Annotated in this window: 20 protein-coding genes and 1 riboswitch; of the genes, 8 read left to right on the top strand and 12 right to left on the bottom strand. The window is 44.7% G+C overall.

Annotation, left to right across the window (positions count from 1 at the left end):
• Positions 1-535 precede the first annotated feature (535 nt).
• From glgC to NL646_RS07835, 3 genes are all read left to right on the top strand, one after another.
• Complete coding sequence (gene glgC / locus NL646_RS07845) at positions 536-1,753, top strand: glucose-1-phosphate adenylyltransferase (RefSeq protein WP_023585404.1); 1,218 nt, start codon at positions 536-538, stop codon at positions 1,751-1,753.
• Positions 1,743-3,200, top strand: a complete 1,458-nt coding sequence (gene glgA, locus NL646_RS07840) for a glycogen synthase GlgA (RefSeq protein ID WP_253664059.1) — start codon at positions 1,743-1,745, stop codon at positions 3,198-3,200. The genes glgC and glgA overlap by 11 nt, the downstream gene beginning before the upstream one ends.
• Before the next feature lie 122 nt (positions 3,201-3,322).
• Positions 3,323-4,126, top strand: a complete 804-nt coding sequence (locus NL646_RS07835; protein ID WP_005495870.1) for an alpha/beta fold hydrolase — start codon at positions 3,323-3,325, stop codon at positions 4,124-4,126.
• A 42-nt stretch (positions 4,127-4,168) separates the two neighbouring features.
• On the opposite strand, the gene NL646_RS07830 is transcribed toward NL646_RS07835, so the two are convergent.
• From NL646_RS07830 to torD, 5 genes are all read right to left on the bottom strand, one after another.
• Positions 4,169-4,489 (bottom strand): DUF2007 domain-containing protein, encoded by a 321-nt coding sequence (locus NL646_RS07830; RefSeq protein WP_005483105.1) that lies wholly within the window; start codon positions 4,487-4,489, stop codon positions 4,169-4,171.
• Positions 4,489-5,181: a TVP38/TMEM64 family protein gene (locus NL646_RS07825; RefSeq protein ID WP_017448272.1), complete on the bottom strand. Its 693-nt coding sequence runs from the start codon at positions 5,179-5,181 to the stop codon at positions 4,489-4,491. Before NL646_RS07825 ends, NL646_RS07830 begins: the two co-directional genes overlap by 1 nt.
• A gap of 211 nt (positions 5,182-5,392) precedes the next feature.
• The gene (locus NL646_RS07820) at positions 5,393-5,983 is read right to left on the bottom strand and encodes a TfoX/Sxy family DNA transformation protein (RefSeq protein WP_005457243.1); all 591 of its coding nucleotides are present in this window, start codon (positions 5,981-5,983) and stop codon (positions 5,393-5,395) included.
• Between the two features lie 116 nt (positions 5,984-6,099).
• A riboswitch (cyclic di-GMP riboswitch) is annotated at positions 6,100-6,189 on the bottom strand.
• 267 nt (positions 6,190-6,456) lie between these two features.
• Positions 6,457-7,461: an HTH-type transcriptional repressor PurR gene (purR, locus tag NL646_RS07815; RefSeq protein WP_005457245.1), complete on the bottom strand. Its 1,005-nt coding sequence runs from the start codon at positions 7,459-7,461 to the stop codon at positions 6,457-6,459.
• Positions 7,462-7,898: 437 nt separating this feature from the next.
• Positions 7,899-8,546, bottom strand: coding sequence for a molecular chaperone TorD (gene torD / locus NL646_RS07810; protein WP_020904011.1), 648 nt, complete (start codon positions 8,544-8,546; stop codon positions 7,899-7,901).
• 265 nt (positions 8,547-8,811) lie between these two features.
• Here torD and torR point away from each other — a divergent pair, with 265 nt between their 5' ends.
• Positions 8,812-9,525 carry a two-component system response regulator TorR gene (gene torR, locus NL646_RS07805; RefSeq protein WP_253664058.1) on the top strand — a complete coding sequence of 238 codons (714 nt, stop codon included), beginning with the start codon at positions 8,812-8,814 and terminating at the stop codon, positions 9,523-9,525.
• A 69-nt stretch (positions 9,526-9,594) separates the two neighbouring features.
• Here torR and elyC read toward each other — a convergent pair whose 3' ends face one another.
• Positions 9,595-10,380 (bottom strand): envelope biogenesis factor ElyC, encoded by a 786-nt coding sequence (gene elyC, locus NL646_RS07800; RefSeq protein WP_005457224.1) that lies wholly within the window; start codon positions 10,378-10,380, stop codon positions 9,595-9,597.
• A gap of 114 nt (positions 10,381-10,494) precedes the next feature.
• Here elyC and cmoM point away from each other — a divergent pair, with 114 nt between their 5' ends.
• Genes cmoM through mukB form a run of 4 tightly spaced genes read left to right on the top strand, consistent with a single transcriptional unit; the run spans position 10,495 to position 17,798 of the window.
• Positions 10,495-11,286 carry a tRNA uridine 5-oxyacetic acid(34) methyltransferase CmoM gene (gene cmoM, locus NL646_RS07795; protein ID WP_029803718.1) on the top strand — a complete coding sequence of 264 codons (792 nt, stop codon included), beginning with the start codon at positions 10,495-10,497 and terminating at the stop codon, positions 11,284-11,286.
• Positions 11,287-11,288: 2 nt separating this feature from the next.
• Positions 11,289-12,626 carry a chromosome partition protein MukF gene (gene mukF / locus NL646_RS07790; RefSeq protein WP_005483103.1) on the top strand — a complete coding sequence of 446 codons (1,338 nt, stop codon included), beginning with the start codon at positions 11,289-11,291 and terminating at the stop codon, positions 12,624-12,626.
• Entirely contained in the window at positions 12,607-13,332 is a 726-nt protein-coding gene (gene mukE, locus NL646_RS07785; protein WP_005483111.1) for a chromosome partition protein MukE, read from the top strand. Before mukF ends, mukE begins: the two co-directional genes overlap by 20 nt.
• Positions 13,333-13,334: 2 nt before the next feature.
• A complete protein-coding gene (mukB, locus tag NL646_RS07780; protein ID WP_021823155.1) occupies positions 13,335-17,798 on the top strand; it encodes a chromosome partition protein MukB in 4,464 nt (1,487 codons plus the stop codon).
• 168 nt (positions 17,799-17,966) lie between these two features.
• Here the strand turns inward: mukB and NL646_RS07775 are convergent, their stop codons facing one another.
• From NL646_RS07775 to cmoA, 6 genes are all read right to left on the bottom strand, one after another.
• Positions 17,967-18,119 (bottom strand): hypothetical protein, encoded by a 153-nt coding sequence (locus NL646_RS07775; RefSeq protein WP_005457235.1) that lies wholly within the window; start codon positions 18,117-18,119, stop codon positions 17,967-17,969.
• Between the two features lie 202 nt (positions 18,120-18,321).
• A complete protein-coding gene (locus tag NL646_RS07770; protein ID WP_193229431.1) occupies positions 18,322-19,290 on the bottom strand; it encodes an alpha-L-glutamate ligase-like protein in 969 nt (322 codons plus the stop codon).
• A gap of 3 nt (positions 19,291-19,293) precedes the next feature.
• Positions 19,294-20,799: an inactive transglutaminase family protein gene (locus tag NL646_RS07765; protein ID WP_005495851.1), complete on the bottom strand. Its 1,506-nt coding sequence runs from the start codon at positions 20,797-20,799 to the stop codon at positions 19,294-19,296.
• 11 nt (positions 20,800-20,810) lie between these two features.
• Entirely contained in the window at positions 20,811-21,557 is a 747-nt protein-coding gene (locus NL646_RS07760; protein WP_062907829.1) for an ATP-dependent zinc protease, read from the bottom strand.
• A gap of 221 nt (positions 21,558-21,778) precedes the next feature.
• Positions 21,779-22,750 carry a tRNA 5-methoxyuridine(34)/uridine 5-oxyacetic acid(34) synthase CmoB gene (cmoB, locus tag NL646_RS07755; protein WP_005483112.1) on the bottom strand — a complete coding sequence of 324 codons (972 nt, stop codon included), beginning with the start codon at positions 22,748-22,750 and terminating at the stop codon, positions 21,779-21,781.
• 112 nt (positions 22,751-22,862) lie between these two features.
• Positions 22,863-23,600, bottom strand: a complete 738-nt coding sequence (cmoA, locus tag NL646_RS07750) for a carboxy-S-adenosyl-L-methionine synthase CmoA (RefSeq protein WP_025552850.1) — start codon at positions 23,598-23,600, stop codon at positions 22,863-22,865.
• Positions 23,601-23,643 lie beyond the last annotated feature (43 nt).

Raw genomic sequence — 23,643 nt, 5'->3', positions numbered from 1 at the left:
AGCGGGTTTCCATCTGCTCCTTTCCCTACCGTTTTTAAGCTCTGTTTTCCCACTTTTAGCGATTTGTTTTGTATGAATCTACAAGTGTTTTTTTTGTAAACAACATTCAGTTGAACTATTCATTTTATATTCACACATTTGTTATATCTTGGTATTTCAAACATGAACTGTAGTTAACGCGTTCGTAAATTGTTTTCACAATGTAATCGCTTACTTGGCCTTGTGTGATCTGGATATCGTCTTGAGCAAGTAACCTTTGTATGCAACACAGAACGGCATATTAAAAATTGTAATTTAGATTCTGGTTGGATAATTTATTACAAAATTAGTGCAATTGTATGCATTTATTTAGCGTCAAAAAATAAGAACAATTTGAATATTTGCATACTGGAAAATGCAATAGCTTTTTTATCTACACTGCAAGGGCTCAATAGAGGCTCAGGTGTAGGTGCAACAATGTATTCGCTTGACTCCCCGAGTTTTACTCATTCAAGTGAGTACTAAATCCAAGCTATAACGATATGGAGAACAACGAATGGCTGGTGTTTTGGGAATGATTCTTGCTGGCGGTGAAGGCTCTCGTTTGAGACCTTTAACTGAATCCCGTAGTAAACCTTCGGTACCTTTTGGTGGAAGTTATCGGCTGATTGATTTCGCTCTAAACAACTTTGTAAATGCGGATTTGATGCGCATTTATGTCCTTACTCAATTTAAATCTCAGTCACTTTTCCATCACTTGAAAAAAGGGTGGAATATTAATGGTATTACTGATCGCTTTATTGACCCAATTCCTGCGCAAATGCGTACGGGTAAGCGTTGGTATGAAGGCACTGCAGATGCTATCTATCAAAACCTACGTTTTATGGAGCTCGAAGAACCGGATCAGGTTTGTATCTTTGGCTCTGACCACATTTACAAGATGGACATCAAGCAGATGCTGAACTTCCATACGGAGAAGAAGGCGTCATTGACGGTGTCTGCACTGCGCATGCCACTAAAAGAAGCTTCTCAGTTTGGTGTAATAGAGGTTGATGCTGAAGGCAGAATGATTGGCTTTGAGGAAAAACCCGTTAATCCAAAATCGATTCCTGGAGAACCAGATTTCGCGTTAGTCTCGATGGGGAACTACGTATTCGAAGCGCAAGTTCTATTTTCTGAACTCGTGGAAGATGCAGACAATGAAGCTTCTTCTCATGATTTTGGTAAAGATATCATCCCGAAAATGTTCCCTCGTGGTGACGTTTTTGTCTATGACTTCAGCACCAACAGAATCAGTGGTGAGAAAGAAGAGGTTTACTGGCGTGATGTAGGTACGATTGATGCTTATTGGCAAGCGCACATGGATCTATTAGAAAAAGACGCGCCATTCTCTTTGTACAACCGTAAGTGGCCTCTTCATACCTATTACCCACCATTGCCACCTGCAACGTTTACCGATTCAGACAACGGTCGAGTGCAGATCATCGATAGCTTGGTATGTAATGGCAGTTATGTTCGTGGTTCTCGTATCGAGAAGTCAGTACTTGGATTTCGCAGCAATATTGCATCCGCGTGTGATATTAGCGAATGTATCCTATTAGGTGACGTAAAAATTGGCGAAGGCTGTGTGTTACGTCGTGTTATTGTCGACAAGGATGCCGATATTGCACCTGGAACTCAAATTGGTGTGAATCTTCAAGAAGATAAAAAGCATTTCCATGTATCGGAAGAGGGCATTGTTGTTATTCCGAAAGGAGCACGAGTTGGCTACTAACAACTTATCCATTCTGTTTGTAGCTTCTGAGGTTGAAGGTCTTATTAAAAGTGGTGGCTTGGCAGATGTTGCCAAGGCACTGCCGGAAACCCTTCAAAACCTACAGCAAGATGTAAGAATTACGATTCCTGCGTACACCAGTATCGAAAGATTAGCGGACGCAGAAGTTGTGCTAGAAACAAATCTAACGTCATGGCCGAATACAAAGTATCGAGTTCTATTGCTTACGTTAGGAAACAATCCTGTCTATCTGATTGATTGTGAGCCGTACTTCAATCGGCCATCAATGTATGCAGAGAACAACCAAGCGTATACCGATAATGGTGAGCGTTTTGCGTTTTTCAGTGCTGCATGCCTCGACATGTTGCCGAAGCTGGCGTTTCAACCTGATATCATCCATGCAAATGATTGGCACACAGGGCTGGTTCCGTTTTTGCTTAAGCACAGGTATGGCAATGATCCCTTTTTTGCTCATACAAAAAGCGTCATTTCAATTCATAATGCGGTCTTTAAAGGCGTATTTAGTTATGACGACGTACAGTGTTTGCCTGAATTTCACTGCCGAAACGTTCCCGATGCTGCGGTGAGTGCCACGCATATTACTATGCTCAAAGCTGGCGTAATGAATGCCGATAAGATAAATGCAGTCAGCCCAACGTACGCTGAAGAGTTAAAAACAGAACTTGGCAGTCATGGAATGGCATGGGAGTTTCAGCAACGTGCAGGGGATTTAGTCGGAATTTTAAATGGCTGCGATTACAGTGCTTGGAATCCGGAAACTGATGCTTATTTACCAATGAACTATAGTGCCGACAAACAAAGTATGGTTCTAGGTAAAAACACTTGTAAGCGCGCATTACAGCAGAAGCTAAACCTTGCTGAAAAAGATGTAGCCATGTTTGGTATGGTTTGTCGTTTGACTCAGCAAAAAGGCGTGCATTACTTGCTGCCGGCTTTGGCGGATTTTTTGAAGCATGATGTTCAAGTTGTTGTTGTTGGGACGGGTGATCCCGTTTTGGCTGCACAATTGGAAGAGGTTGCGGCGCAATTCTCCGACAAGTTTGTGTTTGTTGAGGCGTATGACAATGAACTCGCGCATTTAGTTGAAGCTGGTTCGGATTTCTTCTTAATGCCTTCTGAATTCGAACCATGTGGCTTAAATCAGATTTACAGCATGGCTTATGGCACCTTGCCTATCGTGAGAGGGGTAGGTGGCTTAAAAGACAGTGTGAATGATTACGACGTAGACCCTTGTGACGCTACTGGATTTGTATTTTATGAACCGACGCCTCGAGCGCTGCTACTTACTATGCTGCGAGCGTTGCTGTTGTATGCGCAAAACCTGACGGAAGTGCAAAGAGTACAACTGCATGCAATGCAAAAAGATTTTTGCTGGCGGAAGGCCGCAGAATCGTATTTGCAACTCTATCGTTCAGCGTTAAATTGACGCAAGTTTGATAAAAAGTGTAACCAAAGGCACCTATTGAGGTGCCTTTATTACCTTGGTTATACGGAGTGTGATAGGATTCTGTCACTCTCTATCACAAAGAATCTTACTTATACTGACTCATGACTCAGCCACTGCTTTTTCACAAAACCTATTTACATCCTACTAGTAATGAGTGGGTTGTTTTCGTGCATGGTGCTGGTGGCAGTTCTTCGATATGGTTTAAACAAATTAAAGCATATAAGCAGCACTTTAATTTGTTGCTGATCGACTTACGAGGACATGGAAAATCCAATCAGCTTTTGAAAGAGTTGATAACTAGTCGTTACACCTTCACGGAAGTGACGCAAGATATATTAAAAGTGCTGGATCACCTCAAAATCCAGTCGGCGCACTTTGTTGGCATGTCGTTGGGTACGATCATTGTTCGAAATTTAGCGGAGTTGTCTTCTGAAAGAGTTCGTTCGATGGTTTTAGGCGGTGCGGTGACACGCCTGAATACGCGTTCGCAGATTTTGGTTAAGTTGGGTAACTTCTGTAAACATATCTTGCCTTATATGTGGTTGTATAAGCTGTTTGCCTACATTGTGATGCCTCAACGAAGTCAGCGTGAATCAAGGCATTTGTTTATTCGAGAAGCAAAGAAGCTGTGCCAAAAAGAGTTTAAACGCTGGTTTATTCTTGCTGCGGATGTAAACCCATTGATGAAGTACTTCAAAGACAGAGAGTTACCCATACCGACATTGTATTTGATGGGTGATAGAGACTATATGTTCATCCAACCGGTGAAAGAGATGGTTGCAGCGCATAAGCTCAGTATCTTGCGTGAAATTCCAAACTGCGGTCATGTCTGCAATGTAGAGCGTCCTGAAGATTTTAACCAACACTCTATCGAATTTATAAAGCAACAAAGTATCGTCGCCTAGCCATCAATATAGACACCTGAAATGCGAGAATAGGGGGAACGATCATGGCTCCCCAATTTGATATCCACATTGCCAACACGCACCAAACTGTCCTTCGTTGTGTTCAAGACAATGAGGACATTGCCAGTCTTCATATATGTTGCTTTGTGACTGCTGCCTAAATGCTTCAATAATTGAGTGAGCTTTCAATTGTTGTTCTGGATCTAATAGCCAAACATAAGGATCAGTATCATCGCCAAAAGGAAGCTCACCTTTCAGACCAAAAAGTCCTTCTCCACGCACCTCACAGCATATATCTTCAGTTTTTAATAGTTCACATACGATATGCGCTTCTGCTGGATTTTTCGCGATAAAGATTTTCATCAAATACTGCCATTTGGCTGAGTAGGGGTTGGCCTGACCTTATTCATAACCCATTTTACGAGTATTGGAAACAGCCCCAGCAAAGCAAAAGATGCTAATACCGTCGGGGATACGATACCAGAAAGGCTATCAATGGTTGCTAACTGAGTACCAGCGTTAAGGTAAACGGCAGTACCAGGGAGCATGCCTATTTGACTGGTTAAATAAAAGCGCGCAATGCTCATAGGTGTTAATCCCATCAGTAGGTTGATGAGGAAAAATGGGAACACTGGAATCAAGCGCAAAGAAAACAGATAAAATGCGCCATCCTTTTTTACTCCTTGGTTAATCGCAACAAGCTTTTCCCCAAATCTCGATTGAACCCAATCCCTCAGCAAATATCGGCTACTCAAGAAAGCTAAGGTCGCACCGATCGTACTGGCAAAAGAAACCAAAAGTAAGCTAAACCAAAACCCAAACAAAGCTGCGCCTAGCAAAGTAACCACTGCTGCTCCGGGAATAGAAAATGCGGTAATCGCAACATACGCTAAAAAATACACCGTGGCGGCATAGACAATGTTGGCTTCGATGAATGAATTGAGCGCTTCTTGTTGCGCTTTTGCGTTTTCAAGCGTTAGATATTGACCAAAATTAGCGCCTAACAAAAGAATGGTGGCAACAAGTATCAGTCCAAAGATAAGTTTTTTATTCATGTGTGCTCCGTTTCTATATCTAGGCTACCGCTTAAAGTATTCATACTGAATATTGTTTTAACAATCTCGTTATCGAAACTAAGTCGTGGCGCTGAAGATACGGGTGTTTTGGGATTTACAAAGGAGTAGACACGAGGGGAGCTAAAAAAATTTCATAAAAAAACCGCAGTTCGCACTGCGGTTTTAGTCGATAGATTAGAGAAGACTTCTGTTACGAAAGGCCATTCATTAATTCTTCACGACGAGACTGGGGGACTACACTCCAGTGTGTGCCGTTAATAGCACCTTCTAAGGCCCAAAGTAGCTCAAGGCTAACTGTGGTGGAGTGCGTGTCTCTGATCGCTTTATAAGCACTTAGTGCGCCTTCTTCTTCAAGTTGAGCAACAGAATCAATACCCGCTTTCTTAAGCATTCTTTCTGTAGCCAATCTCAGGTTCGGCAGATCTTTCAAGCGATTAGGCTTAGTGCTCGCTTGTTGTTCTTTCTCAAGTTTGGCGTTTTCTAAGGATTTTTTCGCTACTTCAATTAAGCGATCGCTAGATTCCCATAGTTCGCTGGAAATAGCGTAGTACTTAGTAACGACTGGGAAGCCACGTTTTTTATAAACGTAAGGCTTTAGACCCTGTGTCTCGAAGTCAGATGAAGTTTGTTGGTCTGCTCGTATATGAAGCTGGTTGTTTACCACTAGTGCAAACATCGTTTCATCAGCGAAAAGTCCGAAGCCACCAAACATTGAGCGCGACTTGATAGTACCAAGTGCCTCAAATAGCTTCATAGAGTCTTTGAGTATCGGTTTATCCATGTTTTGTTATCTCGGTGTAATTAATATTACGCCACCAAAAGTCAGGTCCGAGAGAGTAGCAAACGTGCGCAAAGGCAATGTCATTAAAGGGTAAAGACATTGGTTGCACACTTGCCATCGGTAACCCCGCTACCTTCCATATACTACTATGGTTCAGGCCGGAGGCTTTGCGTCCCACCCTTTCGGATGGTTTGCCCTGTGCGTGACCAGATGAGGATACTTCGTATATTGAATTAACATCACACTTTAGATTTTAAAACGTGATCTTGATTCAATAAATAATGCCATTTTGTGCATGGGTACTCATAATTGAGAATTGTATTTAATGTTTGAAAAGAAGCGGGAATTAATAATTCACATGTAAAGAAAACAGTAACTTATGGAAGTTATTGTTTTTAAGAATGAGGCAAAGTGTGCGGGAAGTGTTATTTTTTTAATAAAAAAAAAGCGCCCCTAAGGGCGCTTGTGTTCATTTAATTAAGTTTCTTAACGGTGTTGCGGATAACAATCTCTGGTTGCATCTCGAACACACGCTTTTCGTGTTCTTTATCTTTAATGCGTTCAAGTAGGATCTCAAACGCATTTTTACCCACACGACGTTTAGGTTGGTGAATCGTTGTTAGCGGTGGTGAGAAGTACTCTGCAAGTTCAATGTTGTCGTAACCGATAACAGAAACGTCATCTGGAACCTTGATGCCGTTTTGTTGCAGACGGCTCATTAAGCCAAGTGCCATGGTATCGTTAAAACAGAATACTGCAGTAGGGCGTTTTTCCATCGCGGTGATCTTGTCTGCAACCAGTACCGCAGTATCACATTCAAAGTTACCTTCAAGAATCCAATCTTCATTGATTGGCAGTTTTGCTTCAGCCATGGCACGACGAAAACCAGCGATACGCTCTTGGCAAGCAAGTTTCTCAAAGTGACCACTAAGGCAGGCTATGTCAGTGTGGCCGTTATCGATAAGATATTTAGTTGCTAGGTAGCCACCTTCTTCAGAGTTATCGATGATCTTGTCCGCACGAGAACTCTCTGGGCCCCAATCCATCACAACTTTCGGGATATCTGAGTGACGATCTAACATCTCTTTTAGTTCTTCGGTTAGATCTGAACACATCACCAAAATGCCATCTACACGTTTCTCAGCAAGCATGCGGATGTAGTCGCGCTGTTTCTCGTAGATGCCGCCAGTATTACACAAGATCAACGTGTAACCTTGACGGTAGCAGTAGCTTTCTACACCGTCGATCACTTCAGAGAAGAACAGGTTAGTTGACTGTGTTACCAACATACCAATAGTACGAGTTGAGTTGCATTTTAAACTACGAGCAACTGCGCTTGGTGCGTAGTTAAGCTCATCAACCGCTTTCATTACTTTTTCTTGGGTTGCTTCTGCAACAAAACGTGTCTTATTAATAACGTGCGAAACTGTCGTGGTAGAAACGCCGGCTAAGCGAGCAACGTCTTTTATAGTGGCCATAAATGATGTCCTGTATCGAGCTACTTAATACCGTAGTGAATACAACCATACGCTTAGTTTTTTGCGCAAACTAAACACCACAACAACAGTAGTGTCTATTCTAGTAGGCAGCGGTTGTACCGAAATCGGTATAAAAAGATTTGTAGCAACTTGGTTGAAGGTACTCGGCTTCCTACTAAATATGAGGAAGTGGTTATCAACCTATTAATAAAAAACAAAAACCGCTATATTTCAGCGGTTTACATATAAATCATATTTAATCGTTTGCGTTCACATTTTAGCCCTATGTGGGCTGGCTGGCAATATTTTCAGCAAGAGTTTTGTGTATTTGAAGTCACATTTTGACTGCTAAATGAACGAACGTCTTTGAGCCAGATTAAAAGCAAGCGAATAAAATAGGGAGCCCGACAGGCAGGCTCCCTAAAAATAGGCGGTGATTATTCACCAAGAAGGTAAGCGCTGTCCAGTTTACAAAATGCAATTAATAGTTGCGCAACGCTTAAGTAGAAGCCAAATTCATCAAATTGCTTACATTTTTCAGCAAATTTTGGCAACCAAGACATGAGTTGATTTTGGATGAAGTCATTTTGTTTAACGAAAGCCTCTTCCATATGTTTTTCTTGCTCTAACTCATTTGAGCGAATGATCATGTTGCCCAAAAAGTCCAATTCGACAGCGAGATGGTCTGCTGGTTCTTTGAGGTTTTCGTCTACCTGAACCCCAAAATCTGCCATCAGTTTTTCCATTTCTTCTGCAGGTTTGTCATTAAGCAAGCCTGATTCACCAATGTACATAGAAGCGTACGGTAGTGCCCCATACTTATCTGTTTTTAAGAACAGCTCGCAAAAATCTGCTGCAAGTTCTAGTTGAGCATCATTGCGGTCTTGGAGTCGGTTTAGGGCATCAACTAGGCGATCAACGGCTGGCTTGAGTGATTCGTTCTCACCTAAGCCCGCTAAAAAACTGCGAATTTCAACACTGTGGTAGGTTTCTAGTTCTTTTTCGCTGAGTTCTTTAGCGAATAAGCTCGAAAACCACCAGTAAATTTCAGCACGCTTTTCATTAAAAGCTTTCACTTCTTGCATTTTTGGCTCCTGAAGGATGCTTCGAGTATTGCATCATAAAGTCAATTAGGGATATCCCCTAAGTGTAATCAAATAAGATGAATAGCAGTAACTATAATTATTGTTGATTATGTTGAATTATGTGCACTTATTAACAGTGATGGGCAAGCTTGTTTTGAATCAATAAAAACGCTAAATCTTGCTTTTTAATGTATCTATGACTAGAAATGTTACTAGTTATGAATAGAATACGTCTTGGATAATAAGAAGACAGAAAGTGGTGTAAATGAGCTATCACGTATTAGTCGTAGAAGATGATGTTGTAACTCGTAGTAAGCTTGCGGGATATTTCCAAAATGAAGGTTACAAAGTTAGCGAAGCAGAAAGTGGTGCAGAGATGCGCGAAGTTCTGCAAGGTGGCGACGTAGACCTTATTATGTTGGATATTAACTTGCCGGGCGAAGACGGCCTAATGCTTACGCGTGAGCTACGCAGTCAATCAGACATCTGCATCATATTGGTAACAGGACGCACGGATAGCATCGACAAAATCGTAGGCCTAGAGATGGGCGCAGACGATTATGTGACAAAGCCTTTTGAACTAAGGGAATTACTAGTTCGAGTTAAAAATCTACTGTGGCGCATTTCTGCGGCGCGAAGTGGAGCAAGTAAAGCGGCAAGCGAAACAAACGATGAACACATTGTTCGCTTTGGTGAGTGGACATTCGATATTCAGCGTCGAGCACTTAGCCGTAATGGTGAGCCGGTAAAATTAACCAAAGCAGAATATGAGCTTTTGGTGGCGTTATCGTCTTACCCGAATCAAGTGCTGAGTCGTGAACGTATTTTGAATATGATCAGTCACCGAGTTGATGCTCCAAATGATCGTACGATTGATGTTCTTATCCGACGCATGCGCGCTAAGATGGAGTTTGATCCTAAGAACCCACAAATTTTTGTGACCGTTCACGGGGAAGGCTACATGTTCGCAGGTGATTAATCACCATCAGACAAGCAGTAAAGAAAAAGGAGAGCCAATGCTCTCCTTTTTTGTTTTTATAAATCGGGTTTATTCCGCTTCCACCATCGGCGTTTGCCCTACGGTGTCACGCAGTCTTTGCCAAACGCTACCAAGGTATTCATGCCAAAACAGTTCAGTTTGCTCAAGGTAGCGAGCTTTAGGTGAATACTTGTCCCACGGTTGGCTAACTTCGTCTATCGCTAAGAAATTCGTTGGAGCAGGGATAGGTTTAATTCCAGCTGCGTTAAACTCGTACAGCGCACGGCTCATGTGGCTCGCTGATGTGACCAGCACAATCTCTTTTTGTTGAACAAAAGCGGCGGCTTGTCTTGCTTCTTCCCACGTGTCTTTTGCGTCTTCTAACAAAATAATGTCGGATTTCGCAACACCTAATGCCAAAGCAACGTTTGCCATCATACGAGCATGGCTGATCTCAGAGCCACCATCATAACCAGATAAAATTAGCTTTGCGCCTGGGTACATACGCAAAATACGAATGCCTTCCGTTAATCGCATCAACGCCGCGCGGCTTAATTGCGATGTTGGTGGAATTTCGTCATCGACCACGTGGCCATTACCCAGCACCATAACGTAGTCAATGGTACCTGACACAGGTAAAAAGGCCTTATGCTCGCGCTCAAGTGGCATGAGAAGCTTGGTTGAAACAGGTTGGAAGGCAACTAGAAAAAGGCCAACAAAAGAGAACAGAACAACGAAGCAGCCAGTTTTACGTTTTGTGGTAAAACTAATGAGAGCAAGACCTAACAAGCCTATCAGTAGCAATGCCGGAAGCGGCATAAGCAAGGCTGACATTACTTTTTTCAGCTCAAACATACATAAATAGTCCGAAAAAACATCAATTGATAATAAAAATGAGGGTGACCCTCTTTATTCCTGCTTTCCTTGTGCCAGAATAGCGGCACAATCCGATATGATAACTCAGCAGAAGTGACAGAAGACCGCAATTTCGACGATATCGCCCACAAATTTGCAAAAAATATTTACGGCTCCGATAAAGGGGAGATCCGCCAAATCATTGTGTGGGAAGATTTTCTACAGATTCTAAGTGAATTGGATGCGAGCCAGCAACCCCTAGAAGTACTTGATGCAGGTGGTGGTTTAGCACAAATGTCGCAAAAGCTTGCTAAGCTCGGACATCGTGTTGCGTTATGTGATCTATCTTCGGAAATGCTGCAATTAGCCAAACAGGATATTGAAAAAAACGGTTTGCTTGAGCAGTATCGCCTGATTCATTCGCCTGTTCAGTCCATTGCGGAGTACATGGAAGAACAGGTGGATCTCGTTATGTTCCACGCTGTCATGGAGTGGCTCGCTGATCCTAAAACGGCGCTAGAGACAGTATTGGAACAAGTAAAGCCGGGGGGCATCGCATCAGTGATGTTCTATAACCACCATGGTTTAGTCTACAAAAACGTGGTTTGTGGCAACATTCCTCATATTTTAGACGGCATGCCCCACCGAAAAAGATTTAAACTACAGCCGCAAAAAGGCTTGAAACCGGAAGATGTCTATCAATGGATAGAAGAGGCTGGTTTTAGCATTTGCGGCAAATCTGGTATTCGTTCCTTTAGTGATTACATAGGTAATATGCAATACATGGGCGATTACGAGTTTGAAGATGTGTTGGCGCTAGAAAAACAACTATGTCGACAAGAGCCATACCTCTCATTAGGCCGCTATATTCACGTGTGGGCCAAAAAGAACGATAAACAGGAATAACAATGAGTGAGATGACTCTCAATGCTGCAGAGCAACCAATCGATGAGTTGGTTGGCTGGGTTAAGCAGCACGATTTCTCGTTGAACCTGACCACAGAGCGATTGGCATTTTTGATTGCCATCGCCGTACTGAGTAATGAAAGGTTCGACGAAGAACTGGGTGAAGGTGAACTGCACGATGCATTTGCCATCGTCACTCGACTATTTGATGAGACTGGCGAAGCCTCCGCTTTTCGTGCGAACAACGCCATCAACGAGATGGTCAAGCAGCGTCTTATTAGCCGTTTTGTCAGTGAAATTACTGACGGAGCGAGCATTTACCGCTTGTCGCCTTTAGCGATAGGAATTACCGATTACTACGTGCGTCATCGCGAGTTTTCAAGACTGCGTCTGTCTATCCAGCTATCGATGGTAGCGGATGAAATGGCGAAAGCGATTGAAGCGGCACAAAAAGGTGGCACACCGGGCCACTGGAAGAAAAACGTGTACGGAGTTTTAAAATATTCTGTAGGCGAAATCTTCGATCAAATCGACCTCAACCAACGTGTAATGGATGAGCAGCAGCAATCTGTGAAACAACAAATTGCCGACCTGCTAAACAAAGACTGGCGTGAAGCGATCAACAACTGTGAAGCACTTCTGTCAGAAACATCAAGCACGTTGCGTGAACTTCAAGATACGCTGCAAGCCGCGAGTGATGAACTGCAAACTCAGATCCTAGATATTCAAGAAATTGTTTACGGTGATCCTGAGCTTGAGTTTATTGAAGAAGCCTTGTTTGGTCTGCAAATGAAGCTAGACCGAATCACAAGCTGGGGCCAGCAAGCGATTGACCTCTGGATTGGCTACGACCGACACGTGCACAAGTTCATCCGTACCGCTATCGATATGGATAAGAACCGTGCATTTAGCTCGCGTCTGCGTCAATCGATAAAAGACTATTTTGATATGCCTTGGTATCTGACTTTTGCAGATGCAGAAAGGCTTTCCGACCTTCGTGATGAAGCTTTGGTACTGCGTGATGACGAGGTAACCGGCCAAGTTCCGATGGAAGTGGAATACGAAGAATTTCAACAAGTCAATGATGAGCTATCAGAACGCATTGGTGACATGCTAAAAGCGCATAAAGAGCAAGGCACGCCAATCGATTTGAGTGTGGTACTGCGAGATTACCTTGCACAACATCCATACACTCATCACTTTGATTTAGCTCGAATTATCGTTGATCAAGCCGTACGTCTTGGTTATTCGGAATCGGATTATCAAGCGATTCAGCCTGACTGGAAAGCAATCAACGAATTTGGGGCAAAGGTACAAGCGAATGTCATCGACCGATACTAATGAATACATGTCAGATAATCTGGCAAAAGCAATTTCTAACCCTCTGTTCCCAGCGCTAGACAGTATGCTACGAGCAGGGCGTCATATTTCAACTGAAGATCTCGACAATCACGCGTTGTTGTCTGATTTCGAGCTTGAGCTTTCTTCTTTCTACCAGCGCTACAACACCGAGTTGGTAAAAGCGCCAGAAGGCTTTTTCTACCTACGTCCACGTTCAACGTCATTGATTGGCCGCAGTGTTTTATCTGAGCTGGATATGCTGGTGGGTAAGGTACTGTGTTTCCTATACCTAAGCCCAGAGCGCTTAGCGCACGAAGGCATTTTCACCAATCAAGAGCTTTACGACGAGTTGCTTGCATTAGCAGACGAGAAAAAGCTGATGAAACTCGTGACGAACCGTGCAACGGGTTCGGATCTAGACAAAGAAAAACTGTTTGAAAAAGTACGTACGTCACTTCGTCGCCTACGTCGTTTAGGGATGATCATCAACATCGGTGAAACCGGTAAATTCAGCATTAGCGAAGCGGTATTCCGTTTTGGTGCTGATGTTCGTGTGGGCGATGACATCCGTGAAGCGCAGCTGCGTCTTATCCGTGATGGTGAAGCCGTAGTCCACACTAAAGAGCCGAGCCAAGGCAGCTTGCTGTCTGAAGAAGACCAAGAAGAACAAGCCCAAGAAGAAATGACAGAAGAGGGTGAAGCATGAGCATGATTGAACGCGGTAAATATCAATCGCTGACCATGGTCAACTGGAACGGCTTCTTTGCCCGTACGTTTGACATCGATGGTCTGGTTACGACGTTGTCGGGCGGTAACGGTGCCGGTAAATCAACAACGATGGCAGCGTTCATCACAGCGTTGATTCCTGACCAAACGCTACTGCACTTCCGTAACACAACCGAAGCGGGCAGCAGCCAATCGTCTCGCGATAAAGGTCTATACGGTAAACTACAGCCGGGTGCGTGTTACGCGGCGCTAGACGTAGTGAACTCACGTAACCAACGTCTATTGTTTGCAGTAAAACTGCAGCAAGTCGCGGGTCGTGACAAAAAAGTAGACATCAAACCGTTTGTTATCCAAGGTCTTCCAAGCCATGTGAAACCAACGGATATTTTGGTTGAAAGCGTATCGGCGACTCAAGCGCGCGTACGTCAAATCAATGAAGTCAAAGATGCGATTGCGGAATTTGAAGGCGTTCAATTCAAAGCCTTCTCTTCAATCGTGGATTACCACGCGCAAATGTTCGAGTTCGGTGTGATTCCGAAGAAATTGCGCAACTCAAGTGACCGCTCTAAATTCTACCGTTTGATCGAAGCCTCGCTTTACGGTGGTATCTCAAGTGCGATTACACGCTCACTGCGCGATTACCTTCTGCCACAAAACGGCGGTGTGAAGAAAGCATTCCAAGACATGGAATCGGCATTGCGTGAAAACCGCATGACGCTAGAAGCGATCAAAACCACTCAGGCTGACCGTGACTTGTTCAAACACTTGATCACCGAGTCGACAAACTACGTGGCTGCTGACTACATGCGCCATGCTAACGATCGTCGCAACAAGCTTGAACAAACTCTATCTTTGCGCTCTGAGCTCTTTGGCTCACGCGAGACGTTGATTGAGCAAAACAATCTGCTTAATCGCGTTCAAGAAGAACTTGAGCTTCTAATCGAATCGGAATCGGCACTAGAGCAAGACTATCAAGCGGCTTCTGACCACTTGCAATTGGTGCAAAACGCACTGCGTCAGCAAGAGAAAATCGAACGTTACCAAGAAGATCTTGAAGAGCTTAGCGAGCGTCTTGAAGAGCAGATGATGGTCGTTGAAGAAGCGCAAGAACGCGTGATGATGGTGGAAGAGCAAGCAACCGTTGCAGAAGAAGAGGTGGACAGCCTCAAGACGCAACTTGCTGACTACCAACAAGCACTAGACGTTCAGCAAACTCGTGCTCTTCAATACCAACAAGCGGTTCAGGCACTTGAGAAAGCGAAACAACTACTTGGTGATGACTGCCTGACGGCAGAATCCGCGCAAGCACTTGTTTCTGAGCTTAAGAACAAAGAATCAGAAAGCACTAACGCGCTGCTATCGGTTAAGCACAAGTTGGATATGTCTTCTGCAGCAGCAGAGCAATTTGAAACTGCGCTGAAGCTCGTACAAAGTATCGTTGGGCAAGTCGAACGTAAAGATGCGGCTGAACAAGCGAAAATCGTCATTACGAAAGCGCGTGAATCTCAGCAAATCGCACAAAACGAACAACAATGGCGTGCTCAACATCGCGACCTCGAACGTAGCTTAAACCAACAGCGTCAAGCTCGTGAATTGGTCAAGGAATATCAAAAACAGTTCCATGTTGAACTGACGGACGAAATCACGTTTGAACAAGAACGCGAACGTCATGCGATGCAAATCGAAACGCTAGAAATGACGCAAGAAGAGCTGCGTGAACAACGCAGTGAACAGCGTCGCCTAGAGCAAGATGCTGCGGCAGAAATCAACAAGCTAGAAGCCATTGCACCAACATGGATTGCGGCGAACGATGCGCTAGAAAAATTGCGTGAGCAAAGCGGTGTAGAGTTAGAAGATCGCCATGCTGTGATGAGCCACATGCAGGTTGTTCTGGAGCAAGAGAAAGAACTGTCTCTTGCGAAAGACAAACTGGCAGAGCGTCGCTCGCAACTAGAAAGCGAAATCGAACGATTGGCATCACCTGGTGGTTCAAACGATCCTCGTCTGAAAGGCTTGGCAGATACACTAGGCGGTGTGCTTCTATCTGAGATTTACGACGACATTACAATCGACGACGCACCGTACTTCAGCGCGATGTATGGTCCGGCACGTCACGCGATTGTGGTTTCTGACCTGTCGGGTATCGAAGAGAAACTGGTAGAGCTAGACGATTGTCCGGAAGATTTGTACATCATTGAAGGTGACATAGATGCCTTTGATGACAGCTCGTTTGACGCAGAAGAACTTGAAGGTGCGGTATGCGTTCGTATGAACGACCGCCAAATGCGTTACTCTCGTTTCCCTGAAATTCCATTGTTTGGACGCGCGGCGCGTGAACAGCGTTTAGAGCTACTGCGCAATGAACGTGAGGAAGTGGTTGAGAAGCACGCAAAAGCGGCTTTCGATTCACAAAAGATGCAGCGTCTATACCAAGCATTCAACCAGTTTGTGGCTAACCACATTCAAGTCGCGTTTGAAGCTGACCCAGAACAAGCATTGGCAAATGTTCGCGAAAAACGCGGTCAAATCGCCCGTGTATTGGCTGATTTGGAAGCGAAAGAACAGCAACATCGTTCTCAGCTTCAAACTAGCAAGCAAGCTCTGTCTTCGTTAGACAAGCTCGCACCAAACATGGCTCTGATTGAAGACGATACGCTGCAAGCGCGTTTCGACGAGCTGGAAGAGAAAATTGCGCAACTGTCGGAAGCGAAAGCGTTCTTGAACAACCACGCGAAAGCCGTGGCTGAGCTTGAAAAAATTGCTTCTGCACTTGATGCAGACCCTGAACAGTTCGATGCGCTAGAAGCAGAATACAAAGCCGCGGACGAGCAACTTCAAGAATTGAAGAAGCAGATCTTTGCCTTGTCTGATCTCGTTGAGCGTCGTCACTACTTTGCGTATTCAGACTCCGTTGATTTGCTTAACCAAAGCAGTGAACTTAGTGAGCAGTTAAAAGCGAAGCTGGTTCAGGCTGAGCAAATGCGTACACGCTCTCGTGAAGAGTTGAAACAAGCGCAAGGTCAAATGAACCAATACAACCAAGTATTGGCATCATTGAAAAGCTCGCACCAAGCGAAATTGGAAACCGTTCAAGAGTTCAAACAAGAACTGCAAGAGTTTGGTGTTAACGCCGATGAAGGCGCAGAAGAGCGTGCGATCCGTCGCCGTGATGAGCTGCACGAGCGTCTACACACATCTCGTAGTCGTAAGAGTGAATACGAGCGTACCATCACCTCTACTGAGCTAGAGATGAAAGGTCTGGCGAAACGTCTGAAGAAAGTTCAGAAGGAATACGCAGAGCTGCGTACCTTCGTGGTTGCTGCGAAAGCGGGCTGGTGTTCAGTACTTCGCTTGGCACGTGAAAACGATGTTGAACGTCGTCTTCACAAGCGCGAGTTGGCGTACATGTCTGCCGATGAACTGCGTTCAATGTCGGATAAATCGTTGGGTGCGCTGCGTCTTGCTGTTGCAAACAATGATGACCTACGTGATGCGTTACGTTTGTCTGAAGATAATGCACGTCCAGAGCGTAAAGTTCTGTTCTACATTGCGGTTTACCAGCACCTTCGTGAGCGTATTCGTCAGGACATCATCCGCACAGATGACCCAGTAGAAGCTATCGAAGAAATGGAAGTAGAGCTAGCGCGTCTGACTGAAGAGCTAACTCAACGCGAAAACCGTCTGGCAATCAGCTCTGAGTCTGTGGCAAGCATCATCAAGAAGACGATTCAGCGTGAGCAAAACCGTATTCGCATGCTAAACCAAGGCTTGTCGAACATTTCGTTCGGTCAGGTGAAAGGTGTGCGTCTAAACGTGAAGATCCGTGAAAGCCATGAAGTGCTATTACATGGTCTGTCTTCGCAGCAAGAACAGCATAAAGATTTGTTTGAATCTCCACGTTTCACTTTCTCAGAAGCGATGGCAAAACTGTTCCAACGCGTGAACCCTCACATCGATATGGGTCAACGCTCTCCTCAGGTTCTGGGTGAAGAGCTACTGGATTATCGTAACTATCTAGAGCTAAGTGTGGAAGTTAACCGTGGTTCTGATGGTTGGCTGCAAGCGGAATCTGGGGCGCTATCAACGGGTGAGGCAATCGGTACTGGTCAGTCAATCCTATTGATGGTTGTTCAGAGCTGGGAAGAAGAATCCCGTCGTCTACGCAGCAAAGACATCATCCCATGTCGTTTGTTGTTCCTCGATGAGGCGGCACGTCTGGATGCGAAGTCGATTTCAACGCTATTCGAACTGTGTGACCGTCTGGATATGCAGCTGTTGATTGCTGCGCCAGAAAACATTAGCCCAGAGAAAGGTACAACCTACAAGCTGGTACGTAAGGTGTTTAAAGATCACGAACACGTACACGTTGTTGGTCTGCGTGGCTTTGGTCAAACAGATAAACCGAAGAGTGAAGTTCAAGAAATGATTGAAGAGTTTGAATCATAAGCTTGGAAGTATAAAAAACACCCGCAATTAAAGCGGGCGTTTTTGTATCTGACTAACAGGGAGATGCAGGTAACGGGCATAAAATAAGCCGAGGCTGTAGGACGACAGTCTCGGCTTTTTCGTGAGCACTTAGACCAATAGCAGGGAGTATTGGAAACAATCTAAGCGCTATTCCTCTGAAATATCGGTTCCAGCTTCGATAATTTCAGCAAGCTCTTCAAGTGCTTGAACTGAAAGCTCAGACAAACGCTGTAAGTGTTGGTCAAAAGTTTCCTGGTCTACAAGCTGTGGTTCATTATTATTTGTTTCTTTTGTTAGCATCGCCCAACCTCTTTAAGTTGAGTAAGGGGAGTAAACATCATACTCAATGGGCTCAGTGGAAAAGAAACGATCTATGTTGATTCTGTTAGCTCGATCATTGATTCAAATGATGAAACCGGCGAAATGAGATAGGAAGGGGAGTGAAAACGATGGCAGAAAGAAAAAAGCTAGCAACCATGTGCTGATTGCTAGCTTGTAAGATTTAGAACTTTGGTTTTACACCAAACTGCTCAACCGCGTAGGCTACGCGCTCTATAGGCTTAGGGTACTCCGCTGGAGTGCCGAGGCTTTCAATATGCCTCAAGCGAGGAAGCAATCCTGCTCCGTTCGCGATTTGAATAGCCAAACCAGGACGAGCATTCAGCTCAAGTACCATCGGACCTTCTTCTTTGTCGAGAACCATGTCGGTGCCCATGTAACCAAGCCCCGTCATTTCCCAAGCACTTGACGCAAGTTCTAGCAAACGCTCCCAATGAGGCACTTGCAGAGTTGATAAATCTTTACCCGTATCTGGGTGGTGCGTTACTGGTTGGTCGAATTGCACCGCACGAATGGCTTTGCCTGTTGCGATATCAATGCCGACGCCGACCGCGCCTTGGTGAAGGTTAGCTTTACCATCAGACGCTGATGTTGAGCAGCGCATCATCGCCATGACAGGGTAGCCTTTAAATACGATGATGCGTACGTCTGGCACACCTTCGTAGCTGAAACCATCGAAGCAGTCATCAAACTTAATCAAGTTCTCAACCACGGCAACATCGTTCTTACCGCCGAGCGAGAACAGCCCTGCCAGTGCATTACTGATGTGGCGTTCCACTTCTTCTTTGTTGATTGTCGCACCAGAAGGTTTGGTGTACACACCGTCTTTATGCGATGTCACCACCAGAATACCTTTACCACCGCTGCCTTGAGCTGGCTTAATCACAAAACCCGGCCAGTCTTTCACCATGTTGTGGATGGTTTTTACTTCTGCTTGGTTGTGGATCACGCCGATAAGGGCAGGGACGGTTGCCCCTGCAGCTTGAGCGATGATCTTGGTTTTTAGCTTGTCATCCACCAATGGGTATTTAGAGCGATCGTTATAGCGACCAATGTAGCTATGGTTACGCTTGTTCATGCCCATAATGCCTTTGTGGCGAAGTTTTGATGGCGTAGTGTAACGTTCAAACATCGTTTAATCCTCCGCTAGCGGTTTGAAACGACGTAGTTCTGTTAGACGGTAACCAGTGTAAGTACCTAGTAATAGAATACCCGCCAAAACAATTAGCTGTAGGCCGATAAAGTTAAATGTTAAGTGCTGGATATACGAGTTGGTCATCGCCAAGTAAACCAGTACCGCAGTCAGTAGTGAACCACCACCTTGCATTGCTACTTCTTTCGCGCCTTCTTCCTCCCACAGAATCGACATACGTTCGATCGTCCATGACAAGATGATCATTGGGAAGAAGGTGATTGTTAGACCTTCTGTCAAACCAATCTTGAATGCTACGACGGTAAACACCGAGATGATCATAATAACCGTGATAATAACCGCGGATATCCTTGCTACCAGAAGTAAGTTGAGCCGCGATAAGTAACTTCGGATGATCAAGCCTGTACCAACAATTAATAGGAAGCCAACAATACCAGTCACAAGCTGCGTTTGAACGAACGCAACCGCAATCAGTACTGGCATGAACGTACCAGAGGTTTTAAGACCAATAATTACGCGCAGGAACACAACGATCAATGCGCCAATTGGGATCAGCATGATGGTCTTGAACATCGCTTGCTCTTCTAGAGGCAAGCTGTGGATTGATAAGTTAAGCAGGCCATCGGCCTCAACCTTGTTGTTTGTCGCTTGTTGAGGCGTCACTTCTTGTTTGATCATGGAGAAATGAACTTGGCTGTTCTTGCCTCCCACAAGGTCAAGTAACGAAACGTTCGATTCATCCCAAACAAGAAGGTTAGGTTTTACGGCTTTCTGCTCTGAATTTGGCGAGAACAGAACCCAATCTTTTCCAGACCAAACTTGCACCATCGGTTGGATGGTTTGACGACGACGGCCATCTTCAAGCTCGATTACGCCAACAATTTTACTTTGAACGCCAGCTGACAGAAGAATTTTGTGCAGTGCATCGGTGCGGTCAAAATCGTTTAATAATAGAGCGGAGTTTTGGCTGTCTGGATCGTTAAGCGCTTTGATTAACTCGCGTGCAAACGTCACGTTGTCCGCAGAACGGCTCATGGCTTGATCGATGAGGGCGCTTGCTGCCGCTTGTTGCGGAGCGGATAAAGTCGGTGGCGTGATATCGCCAGCAGGAGGCAGTGGTTCTACTTTAGCTTGTGGATCAACTAAGAACTGCGCTTTGTAGTAAATTGTTTGAGGGCCTTTCGCTTGGCGAATCGACCATTCGGCACGGCGACCTGAATCAGAGTTAATGTAGGAAACGCCATAACCAGAAGAAGAAGCAGACTCGCCAATCAGTGTATAACCACTTTGTGTATGAGGAGCGGCAAGAGAAGCTTTCACTTCATTCCCGTTTGCATTGAACTCGATACGAGCCTCTACATCCCACACTTGACGTGTTTCGCCTGGCGTCCAAGGCACGCCGTAATTTTGGTGTCTGAAAACACTCAAAGCAATGCCCGCAACCACCAACAAGATGATTGAAAGGTAAAACGGTATTTTTGACGTCATAATCTACCTTATTATTTTTTATCTTCGTCCGTTTGAATGTATGTACGGCTCACATCAACCAATGCGATGTCGCGCATAAATTCTCTACCTAGTAAAACAGGATGGTTCATGTGGGAGCGATCTGCCAACGTAAATTGCGCTTTTTCATGAATTTTTCCAACTCGCACCCAAAGTTCGACCACAGCGCGACGCTCCAGTTCTTCACTTGTTACTTGACGAATTTTCACATAACGAAGAACAGGCGCTTCGATCCATGTATTTTTCTCTTCTTCTGATTTTGTTGCATCAGCAAGATGGAAACGAACCCAGTTTTTACCGTTTCTTTCGAATTCTTCAATATCAACTGCATTCAAAGATGATGTAGCCGCACCTGTATCGACGCGAGCATCAAACGTTTGTTTGATGGAGTCGATGGTCACTTTTTCGATCGAACCTAAAACGATGTCATGAGTCGGCGTTGGTTCAATAGGGGTAGGCGCTTGGACAATAATAGGCTCTTTCGGTTTTTTAACCTCTGCCATTGCCTCTTCGCGGAAGGTGCTTAGATCACCTTGTAACTTATCGACTTGGTCTTCAAGGCTGTCGATGTAATCTGATTGGTTACTGATCTGCAGCTCTAAGTTAGTTATGCGATTATTGAAATTCGCTTCTGAAGCTTGAATAGCGGCTAACGTTTCTTGGTGGTACTGTTCGCCTTTAGTAAGTGTGCATCCAGATAATAAGGCGATGGCAACAACCGGAGTCAATCGTATTAACATTGAAAACCTTGGGATTGGATTAAGTTGTTTGTTTTTTAAGAGTTTAGCTTATATCGATAAAGGCTCACAAGTAAGAATCTTTCTCTATCTCTTATTGAGTGAGGAATAGTGATGAAAAGCTAATAATCAAGGATGCAAAGTGCACCCTTGATGAGAATAGAAGAGAGGGTAATGTCTTAATGGCAGGAAAGAGTTAAGACAATGTCAGAAATCTCAGTTAATTATGGCTTACGTGCTACAAGCACAGCGCGGCGTGGTGCCGGGTAGCCTTCCACTGTTTTGCTTGGATCGTTTGGATCTAAGTAATCTGGTAGAGAGTTATGTGTCATCCAATCTGTTGTGCGTTGCTCATCAACTGAAGTCACGTTCTCATCCACAATATGAACATCTTCAAAACCAACCAGTTCTAGCCACACTTTTAGTGCTTTCGCAGACGGGAAGAAGTACACATTGCGCATTTGAGCGTAGCGTGAGGTCGGCACAAGTACTGCGTTTTCATCGCCTTCGATTACCAAGGTTTCCAATACTAATTCACCACCAGAAACCAACTGATCTTTTAGTTGAATCAAATGGTCAAGTGGAGAACGACGGTGGTAGAGAACACCCATGCTGAATACGGTATCAAACGCTTCCAGTTTAGGCAGTTGTTCAATACCCAGCGGCAGTAGGTGCGCACGTTGGTCGCCGCCCATGAGTTTGCGAATTGCTTCAAACTGGATCAGGAACAGGTGAGACGGATCGATACCCACGCAAAGACGAGCACCTTCGCCTAACATGCGCCACATGTGGTAACCATTGCCACAACCCACATCGAGCACGCTGCGATTTTTCAGTGGAGAAATGTGTGGAAGTACGCGATCCCATTTCCAGTCGCTACGCCACTCGGTATCGATATGAATGCCGTGCACCGTGTATGGACCTTTGCGCCAAGGGTGGAAAGTACGCAGTAAATTTTCTAGCTTTTTCAGTTCGCCTTCATGGAAAGGCGTATCGTTGCTGATGGTTACAGAGTTCTTGATATCAACTTGATCTGGTGAGCCTTCTGGAATTTTGTTCAGTGCTTTCAACCAGCGACCAAAGTCACCGTGCTCTGCATTTTGCCAGTCCGTTAACTGTTGTGGTAACACATTCAGCCAAGGTTGAAGACGTGTGTCTTGGGCAATCAATTGGTAGAAATTTGCAAAGTTAAACATAGTTAGTTAATCGCTGAGTTGATGATGTAATTAAATGAGTGAAAGCGCCGCCAAAGGCAGCATAAGTACTTGCCTGCTTGAGTACAAACTGAACGGGGTTTGACCGCGAACCTTACTTAATCGCGAACATAGAACCGAAGTTAAAGCATTGGAACCAAACGTCGTAGCTAGAGAAGCCAATTTTTGCGAAACGTTCTTTGTGGTCTTTTTTAGAGTCCGGACGCATTACGTTTTCGATTGCGCTACGTTTTTGGCTGATTTCCAATTCGCTGTAACCGTTGGCACGTTTGAAATCATGGTGAAGGTCAATGAGTAGCTCGTTCGACACTTCATCTTCGAAAACGAATTTCTCTGACAGAATCAAAATGCCACCAGGACGCAGGCCCGCGTAGATTTTTTCAAGCAGCGCGTAACGGTCTTCTGGTGATAAAAACTGGAGCGTGAAGTTCAATACAACGACAGATGCGTTTTCAATTTCGATATCACGAATATCGGCTTCGACCACAGTCACTGGCGTGTCGCTGCGGTAAGCGTTGACGTGTAACTTACAACGCTCAACCATCGCTGGAGAGTTGTCTACCGCAATGATTTTGCAGCCTTCTTGTTTGATATGGCGACGCATGGACAGCGTAGCGGCACCCAAAGAACAACCTAAGTCGTAGATGTTTGAGTGAGGCTTCACAAAGCGTTCTGCCAACATACCGATTGCAGAAATGATGTTGCTGTAACCCGGCACCGATCGCTGAATCATGTCAGGAAAAACTTCCGCTACGCGTTCATCGAACGTGAAATCCCCAATTTTATCGATTGGAGCCGAAAAAATAGTATCTGGATTGCTCTTAGGGTTCATAACCAAATCTCTGCATACAAGCTGACGGGGCGATTCGTCTTCA

This window comes from Vibrio sp. Y20_XG_PY13, from assembly GCF_024181925.1.
Lineage (GTDB): Bacteria > Pseudomonadota > Gammaproteobacteria > Enterobacterales > Vibrionaceae > Vibrio > Vibrio parahaemolyticus.
The sequence above is the reverse complement of the archived record's forward strand: the minus strand, read 5'-3'. Positions and strand labels throughout refer to the sequence as shown.

What these genes read in the sequence shown, in the direction of transcription:
- glgC (WP_023585404.1), top strand. Translation starts at nt 536, where the DNA reads ATGGCTGGTGTTTTGGGAATGATTCTTGCTGGCGGTGAAGGCTCTCGT.
- NL646_RS07835 (WP_005495870.1), top strand. Translation starts at nt 3,323, where the DNA reads ATGACTCAGCCACTGCTTTTTCACAAAACCTATTTACATCCTACTAGT.
- NL646_RS07830 (WP_005483105.1), bottom strand. Translation starts at nt 4,489, where the DNA reads ATGAAAATCTTTATCGCGAAAAATCCAGCAGAAGCGCATATCGTATGT.
- NL646_RS07825 (WP_017448272.1), bottom strand. Translation starts at nt 5,181, where the DNA reads ATGAATAAAAAACTTATCTTTGGACTGATACTTGTTGCCACCATTCTT.
- NL646_RS07820 (WP_005457243.1), bottom strand. Translation starts at nt 5,983, where the DNA reads ATGGATAAACCGATACTCAAAGACTCTATGAAGCTATTTGAGGCACTT.
- purR (WP_005457245.1), bottom strand. Translation starts at nt 7,461, where the DNA reads ATGGCCACTATAAAAGACGTTGCTCGCTTAGCCGGCGTTTCTACCACG.
- torD (WP_020904011.1), bottom strand. Translation starts at nt 8,546, where the DNA reads ATGCAAGAAGTGAAAGCTTTTAATGAAAAGCGTGCTGAAATTTACTGG.
- torR (WP_253664058.1), top strand. Translation starts at nt 8,812, where the DNA reads ATGAGCTATCACGTATTAGTCGTAGAAGATGATGTTGTAACTCGTAGT.
- elyC (WP_005457224.1), bottom strand. Translation starts at nt 10,380, where the DNA reads ATGTTTGAGCTGAAAAAAGTAATGTCAGCCTTGCTTATGCCGCTTCCG.
- mukF (WP_005483103.1), top strand. Translation starts at nt 11,289, where the DNA reads ATGAGTGAGATGACTCTCAATGCTGCAGAGCAACCAATCGATGAGTTG.
- mukE (WP_005483111.1), top strand. Translation starts at nt 12,607, where the DNA reads ATGTCATCGACCGATACTAATGAATACATGTCAGATAATCTGGCAAAA.
- mukB (WP_021823155.1), top strand. Translation starts at nt 13,335, where the DNA reads ATGATTGAACGCGGTAAATATCAATCGCTGACCATGGTCAACTGGAAC.
- NL646_RS07775 (WP_005457235.1), bottom strand. Translation starts at nt 18,119, where the DNA reads ATGCTAACAAAAGAAACAAATAATAATGAACCACAGCTTGTAGACCAG.
- NL646_RS07770 (WP_193229431.1), bottom strand. Translation starts at nt 19,290, where the DNA reads ATGTTTGAACGTTACACTACGCCATCAAAACTTCGCCACAAAGGCATT.
- NL646_RS07765 (WP_005495851.1), bottom strand. Translation starts at nt 20,799, where the DNA reads ATGACGTCAAAAATACCGTTTTACCTTTCAATCATCTTGTTGGTGGTT.
- NL646_RS07760 (WP_062907829.1), bottom strand. Translation starts at nt 21,557, where the DNA reads ATGTTAATACGATTGACTCCGGTTGTTGCCATCGCCTTATTATCTGGA.
- cmoB (WP_005483112.1), bottom strand. Translation starts at nt 22,750, where the DNA reads ATGTTTAACTTTGCAAATTTCTACCAATTGATTGCCCAAGACACACGT.
- cmoA (WP_025552850.1), bottom strand. Translation starts at nt 23,600, where the DNA reads ATGAACCCTAAGAGCAATCCAGATACTATTTTTTCGGCTCCAATCGAT.